Origin of the sequence: Micromonospora sp. DT31 (genome assembly GCF_049841795.1) — a bacterium.
Taxonomy (GTDB): domain Bacteria; phylum Actinomycetota; class Actinomycetes; order Mycobacteriales; family Micromonosporaceae; genus Micromonospora.
Genome location: NZ_JBNCKZ010000002.1, coordinates 146,975 through 153,568 on the forward strand (window position 1 = coordinate 146,975; position 6,594 = coordinate 153,568).

Sequence of the window (6,594 nt, forward strand, 5' to 3'; positions counted from 1 at the left end):
CGGGCATGACCCAGACAGCACCCGACACCGTTCCCGCTCCTGCCTCGCTGGAGCGGTTGACCCACTGGATCGACGGCCAGCGGGTCGTCGGCGTCACGGAGCGTACGGCACCAGTCTACGATCCGGCACTGGGCACGATCCGCGCGGAGGTTCCGCTGGCCTCCACCGACGAGGTGGACCGCGCCGTCGCCGCCGCCGCCACGGCGTTCGCGTCGTGGCGGACGTCGTCGCTGACCAAGCGCACGCAGGTGCTGTTCGCGTTCCGTGAACTCGTCAACCAGCACAAGCACGAACTGGCCGAACTCATCACGGCCGAGCACGGCAAGGTGGTCTCCGACGCGCTCGGCGAGGTCACCCGGGGCCTGGAGGTCGTCGAGTTCGCCTGCGGCATCCCGCACCTGCTCAAGGGCGGCTACTCCGAGGGCGTGTCCACGAACGTAGACGTCTACTCGATCCGCCAGCCGCTGGGCGTCTGCGCCGTCATCTCACCGTTCAACTTCCCGGTGATGGTCCCGATGTGGTTCGTACCCATCGCCATCGCGGCTGGCAACAGCGTCGTGCTCAAGCCCAGCGAGAAGGACCCGTCCGCGTCGCTGCTCGTCGCCCGCCTGTGGGAGCAGGCCGGCCTGCCCGCCGGCGTGTTCAACGTCGTGCACGGCGACAAGGTGGCCGTGGACCGACTGCTGGAGCACCCCGAGGTCAAGGCGGTGTCGTTCGTCGGCTCCACGCCGATCGCCCGGTACGTGTACGAGACCGGCACCCGGCACGGCAAGCGTGTCCAGGCCCTCGGCGGCGCCAAGAACCACATGGTGGTGCTGCCGGACGCCGATCTCGACCTGGCCGCGGACGCGGCCGTCAACGCCGGGTTCGGGTCCGCCGGTGAGCGGTGCATGGCCATCTCCGCCCTGATCGTCGTCGAGCCCGTCGCCGACGACCTGGTGGAGCGGATCCGCCAGCGCATCGCCACCCTGAAGGTCGGTGACGGCCGGCGCTCCTGCGACATGGGGCCGCTGGTCACCAGGGAGCACCGCGACCGCGTCGCGTCGTACCTCGACGCGGGTGCCGCCGTCGGCGCCGAGCTGGTGGTGGACGGCCGCGGCGTGCAGGTCGACGGCGACGAGGCCGGGTTCTGGCTCGGGCCGAGCCTGGTGGACCGGGTGACCCCCGAGATGAGCGTCTACACCGACGAGATCTTCGGCCCGGTGCTGTCGGTCGTCCGGGTGGGCAGCTACGACGAGGCACTGGCGCTGGTGAACGCCAACCCGTACGGCAACGGGACCGCCATCTTCACCAACGACGGCGGGGCGGCACGCCGCTACCAGAACGAGGTCGAGGTCGGCATGGTCGGCGTCAACGTGCCGATCCCGGTGCCGATGGCCTACTACTCGTTCGGCGGCTGGAAGGACAGCCTGTTCGGCGACTCGCACGCCCACGGCGCCGAGGGCGTGCACTTCTTCACCCGCGGCAAGGTCGTCACGTCGCGGTGGCTCGACCCCAGCCACGGCGGGCTCAACCTCGGCTTCCCCGAGAACGACTGAGCAGCGGAGAGAGGCGACAATGAGCAGCAGCGCACGCCGCACCTACGAACTCGACCGCGCCCACGTCTTCCACTCCTGGTCCGCCCAGTCCCAGCTCGACCCGATGGTCGTCGAACGCGCCGAGGGCTCCTACTTCTGGGACGGCGACGGCAACCGCTACCTGGACTTCTCGTCCCAGCTCGTGAACACCAACATCGGCCACCAGCACCCGGCGGTGGTCGCGGCGATCCAGGCGCAGGCCGCGCGACTGTGCACCATCGCGCCGTCGTACGCCAACGAGGCGCGCAGCGAGGCGGCCCGGCTGATCGCCGAGCGGACCCCCGCCGGCCTGGACAAAGTGTTCTTCACCAACGGTGGCGCGGACGCCGTCGAACACGCCGTCCGGATGGCCCGGCTGCACACCGGCCGGCCGAAGGTGCTGTCCCAGTACCGCAGCTACCACGGCGGCACCCAGACGGCCGTGAACCTCACCGGCGACCCGCGGCGGTGGCCCAACGACAACGGGACCGCCGGGGTGGTGCACTTCTTCGGCCCCTACCCGTACCGGTCGGAGTTCGGCGCCACGACCGAGGAGCAGGAGGGCGTGCTCGCGCTGCGCCACCTCGAACGCGTCGTGGAGATGGAGGGACCGTCCACCATCGCCGCCGTCATCCTGGAGACCGTCCCGGGCACCGCCGGCATCATCCCGCCGCCGCCGGGCTTCCTCGCCGGGGTGCGGCAGTTGTGCGACAGGCACGGCATCCTCTACATCGCCGACGAGGTGATGGCCGGGTTCGGACGCACCGGCGCCTGGTTCGCGCTCGACCACTACGGGGTGGCGCCCGACCTCATCACGTTCGCCAAGGGCGTCAACTCCGGTTACGTCCCGCTCGGCGGTGTGGTGATCGCCGAGCACGTCGCCGAGACGTTCGCCGACCGCCCCTACCCGGGCGGGCTGACGTACTCCGGGCACCCGTTGGCCACCGCCGCCGCCGTCGCGACCATCACCGCGATGCGGGACGAGGGGATCGTCGAGCACGCCGCCGCGATCGGCGCCGACGTGCTGGGCCCGGGGCTGCGCGAACTCGCCGACCGGCACCCGAGCGTCGGGGAGGTACGCGGGCTCGGCGTGTTCTGGGCGCTGGAACTGGTACGCGACCGCGAGACGAAGGAGCCGCTGGCGCCGTACGGGTCGTCGTCGCCCGAGATGAACGAGGTACTGGCCGCGTGCAAGCGCAACGGCGTGGTCCCGTTCGCCAACTTCAACCGCCTCCACGTGGTGCCGCCGTGCACCGTGTCGGAGACGGAGGTGAAGGCCGGACTGGCGGTCCTCGACGAGGCCCTGACGCTCGCCGACCGACACACGCTCTGAGCGCTGCCGACCACCGCCCGCTCGGTCGATCCGGCGGGCGGTGGCCCGTATCCGAGACCCGCGGCCCGCCGGTGACCCCGGTGACGCGGGCACGAGCACCCAGAAGGTGACGCCTTGAACACCGTAGACGCGGCGAGCCCGCCGGCCACCGGCTCCGCGCCGGGCCACCCCGACCCCTTCCCCACCACCGCCGACCTCCCCCGGACCCCCGACGGCGAGATCCAGCTCGTCACCCCCGACGGGCGGCTGCACCCGGACGCCCACCCCGACCACGACGCCCTCGGTCGGCTCACCCGTGACCTGTACCGGGGCATGCGGCTCGCGCGCCGCCTCGACGACGAGGCGTTCGCGTTGCAGCGGCAGGGCGAACTGGGCCTGTGGTTGCAGTGCCGCGGACAGGAGGCCGCACAGGTCGGCTCGATCGCGGCGGTACGCGCCGACGACTACGTCTTCCCGAGCTACCGGGAGCACGCGGCGGCGCTGTGGCGCGGCATCGGCCCCGCCGACCTGCTGCGTCAGTGGCGGGGGGTGGCCCACAGCGGCTGGGACCCGCGACCGCACTCGTTCCACATCTACACCCTGGTCCTGGCGGCCCAGTTGCTGCACGCCACCGGGTACGCGCTGGGGGTGCAGCGCGACAGCAGCGACACCCTCGTCGTGGCGTACTTCGGCGACGGTGCCGCCAGCGAGGGCGACGCCAGCGAGGCGATGAACATCGCCGCCACCAACGACGCGCCGGTCCTGTTCTTCTGCCAGAACAACCAGTGGGCGATCTCGACGCCCGCGTCGGCCCAGTCACGCACGCCCATCCACCGCCGCGCGGCCGGGTTCGGTCTGCGCAGCGAGCGGGTCGACGGCAACGACGTCCTCGCGGTGCACGCGGTGACGTCGGCGCTGGCCGCGCACGTGCGCTCCGGTGCCGGACCCGCGCTCGTCGAGGCCACCACCTACCGCATGGGCGGGCACAGCACGTCCGACGACCCCACCCGGTACCGCACCGACAGCGAACTCGACGCGTGGCGGGGGAAGGACCCGCTGGGCCGGGTCGAGGCGCTCATGCGCGCCGAGGGCTGGAGCGACACCGCGTACCTCGACGGGATCCAGGCCGAGGCGGACGAACTCGCCGACCGCACCCGCCGGGAGTGCCTGGCACTGCGGGCCCCGGACCTCGCGGACGCCTTCACCACCGTGCTGGCCGACGTGCCGCAGCTGCTCCGGGAGGAGCGCGAGGCGTTCGTCGCCTACCGCGGCTCCTTCCTCGACTGACGCCCGCCCCGATCGGAGGACTCGTTCATGCTCAACCTCTGCCAGGCACTGAACAGCGGTCTGCGTCGCGCCATGGAGGACGACGCCAAGGTCGTGCTCCTCGGTGAGGACGTCGGCCGGCTCGGCGGCGTCTTCCGGGTCACCGACGGTCTGCAGAAGGACTTCGGCGAAGCCCGGGTGATGGACTCGACGCTCGCCGAGTCCGGGATCATCGGCACCGCGATCGGCCTGGCGCTGCGCGGGTACCGCCCGGTCTGCGAGATCCAGTTCGACGGCTTCGTCTATCCCGCGTTCAACCAGATCGTCTCCCAACTGGCCAAGATGCGGGCCCGCACCAACGGTCGGCTGAGCCTGCCGGTGGTCGTGCGCATCCCGGTGGGCGGCGGCATCGGCGCGGTGGAGCACCACAGCGAGTCCAACGAGGCGTACTTCGCGCACACCGCGGGGCTGCGGGTCGTCTACTGCGCCAGCGCGGACGACGCGCACTGGATGATCCGCCAGGCCGTCGCCGGGGACGACCCGGTCATCTTCTACGAACCGAAGCGCCGCTACTGGGTCAAGGGAGAGGTGACCGGAGAGGACGCCGGCCCGCCGCTGCCGCTGGACCGCGCCCGGGTGGTCCGCCCCGGCAGCGACGTGACGCTGCTGACCTACGGGGGCACGGTCGCCACCTGCGTCGCCGCGGCGGAAGCGGCCGCGCAGGAGGGCCGCGACGTCGAGGTGGTCGACCTGCGGTCCATCTCCCCGCTCGACGTACGCACCGTCGAGGAGTCCGTGCGCCGCACCGGGCGGGCGGTCGTGGTCCACGAGGCTCCCACCTTCGCCGGGTTCGGCGCCGAGGTCGTCGCGCAGGTGACGAGCCGGTGCTTCTACTCGCTGGAGGCGCCGGTGGAGCGGGTCGGCGGCTTCAACCTGCCGTACCCGCCGGCCAAGGTGGAGGAGGAGTACCTGCCCGACCTGGACCGGATCCTCGACGCCGTCGACCGCGTACTCGCCGAGTAGAGGAAGAGGTTCCCGTGACCGTCCAGCAGTTCCACCTTCCCGACGTCGGCGAAGGCCTCACCGAGGCCGAGATCGTCACCTGGCGGGTCGCCCCGGGCGACCCGGTCCGCCTCAACGACATCCTCGTGGACATCGAGACCGCCAAGGCCGTCGTCGAACTGCCCAGCCCCTACGCCGGTGTGGTGCACCGCCTCCTCGCCGAGGAGGGGCAGAGCGTCGACGTCGGCTCGCCGATCATCGCCATCCGCACCGACGACCCGGCAGGTGACGAGGAGTCGACAGGCGAGGAACCCGCCGGTGACGGGGAGCCGGCCGCGGAACGCACCGCGGTGCTCGTGGGGTACGGGGTGTCCGCGCAGGCCCGGACCCGTCGGCGGCGACGCGGCGTGCCCTCCGTACGCCCGGACGACACCAGCCGCGTGCCCCGCTCGACGCGGCCGCCGGTGCTCACCAAGCCGCCGTTGCGCAAGCTCGCGAAGGACCTCGGTGTGGACCTGTCCGGCGTACGCGGCAGCGGCCCGGGCGGCCGGGTCACGCGCCAGGACCTCCTCGACCACACCACCGGCCCGGCGCCGCGCGGTCCGGGCGGCGACGCCTCCGCGGACGTACCCGGGGGGTCGACGACGGCCCGTGACGACGCGGCGCGGGGCGACGAGCGCCTGCCCGTCCGCGGCGTGCGTAAGGCGACCGCGACCGCCATGGTGACGAGCGCGTTCACCGCGCCGCACGTCACGGAGTTCCTCACCGTCGACGTGACCGGCACGGTCGAGTTCGTGGACCGGTTGAAGCAGGACCCGGCCTTCCAGGACGTCAAGGTCAGCCCGCTGCTCGTGGCGTCGCTGGCGCTGCTCGACGCCGTCCGCCGGTACCCCGACGTCAACGCCCGCTGGGATCAGGAGAACCAGGAGATCATCCGGTTCGCCGACGTCAACCTCGGTATCGCCGCCGCGACGCCACGCGGGCTGCTCGTGCCGAACATCAAGGCGGCGCAGGGCCGGTCGGTGCGGGGTCTCGCCGTCGCCCTGAACGAGTTGACGGCGTCGGCGCGCGACGGGCGCACCCGCCCCGCCGACCTGGCCGGCGGCACCATCACCCTCACCAACATCGGCGTGTTCGGTGTGGACGCCGGCACCCCCATCCTCAACCCCGGCGAGGCCGCGATCCTGTGCCTCGGCGCCCTGCGCAGGACGCCCTGGGTGGTCGACGAGCAGGTGGTGCCGCGCTGGACGGTGCAGTTGTCGCTGTCGTTCGACCACCGGCTGGTGGACGGGGAACTCGGCAGTCGGGTGCTGGCCCACGTCGGCCGGTTCCTCCAGGACCCGGTGTGGGGCCTGGCGATGCGCTGAGCACCGGGACGCACGACGGGGGGGGGGGGGGGGGGGGGGGGGGGGGGGGGCGGCGGGGGGGGGGCGGGGGGGGGGGGGGGGCGGGGGCACA

At 72.6% G+C, this 6,594-nt stretch carries 4 protein-coding genes and 1 pseudogene; all 5 read left to right on the forward strand.

Features of this window, described 5'->3' with window-relative positions:
- Positions 1 to 5 precede the first annotated feature (5 nt).
- The 5 genes and pseudogenes from ACLQ2X_RS04635 to ACLQ2X_RS04655 all read left to right on the forward strand — a co-directional run bounded on the left by ACLQ2X_RS04635 (position 6) and on the right by ACLQ2X_RS04655 (position 6,503).
- Entirely contained in the window at positions 6 to 1,538 is a 1,533-nt protein-coding gene (locus tag ACLQ2X_RS04635; RefSeq protein ID WP_425679676.1) for a CoA-acylating methylmalonate-semialdehyde dehydrogenase, read from the forward strand.
- Between the two features lie 16 nt (positions 1,539 to 1,554).
- A pseudogene (locus tag ACLQ2X_RS04640) lies at positions 1,555 to 2,889 on the forward strand (aspartate aminotransferase family protein); the annotation flags it as partial.
- Positions 2,890 to 3,003: 114 nt separating this feature from the next.
- Positions 3,004 to 4,155, forward strand: coding sequence for a thiamine pyrophosphate-dependent dehydrogenase E1 component subunit alpha (locus ACLQ2X_RS04645; RefSeq protein WP_425679677.1), 1,152 nt, complete (start codon positions 3,004 to 3,006; stop codon positions 4,153 to 4,155).
- A gap of 27 nt (positions 4,156 to 4,182) precedes the next feature.
- Positions 4,183 to 5,157, forward strand: a complete 975-nt coding sequence (locus ACLQ2X_RS04650; RefSeq protein WP_425679678.1) for an alpha-ketoacid dehydrogenase subunit beta — start codon at positions 4,183 to 4,185, stop codon at positions 5,155 to 5,157.
- Between the two features lie 14 nt (positions 5,158 to 5,171).
- On the forward strand, positions 5,172 to 6,503 hold the full coding sequence (locus ACLQ2X_RS04655; protein WP_425679679.1) for a dihydrolipoamide acetyltransferase family protein: 1,332 nt from the start codon (positions 5,172 to 5,174) through the stop codon (positions 6,501 to 6,503).
- Positions 6,504 to 6,594 lie beyond the last annotated feature (91 nt).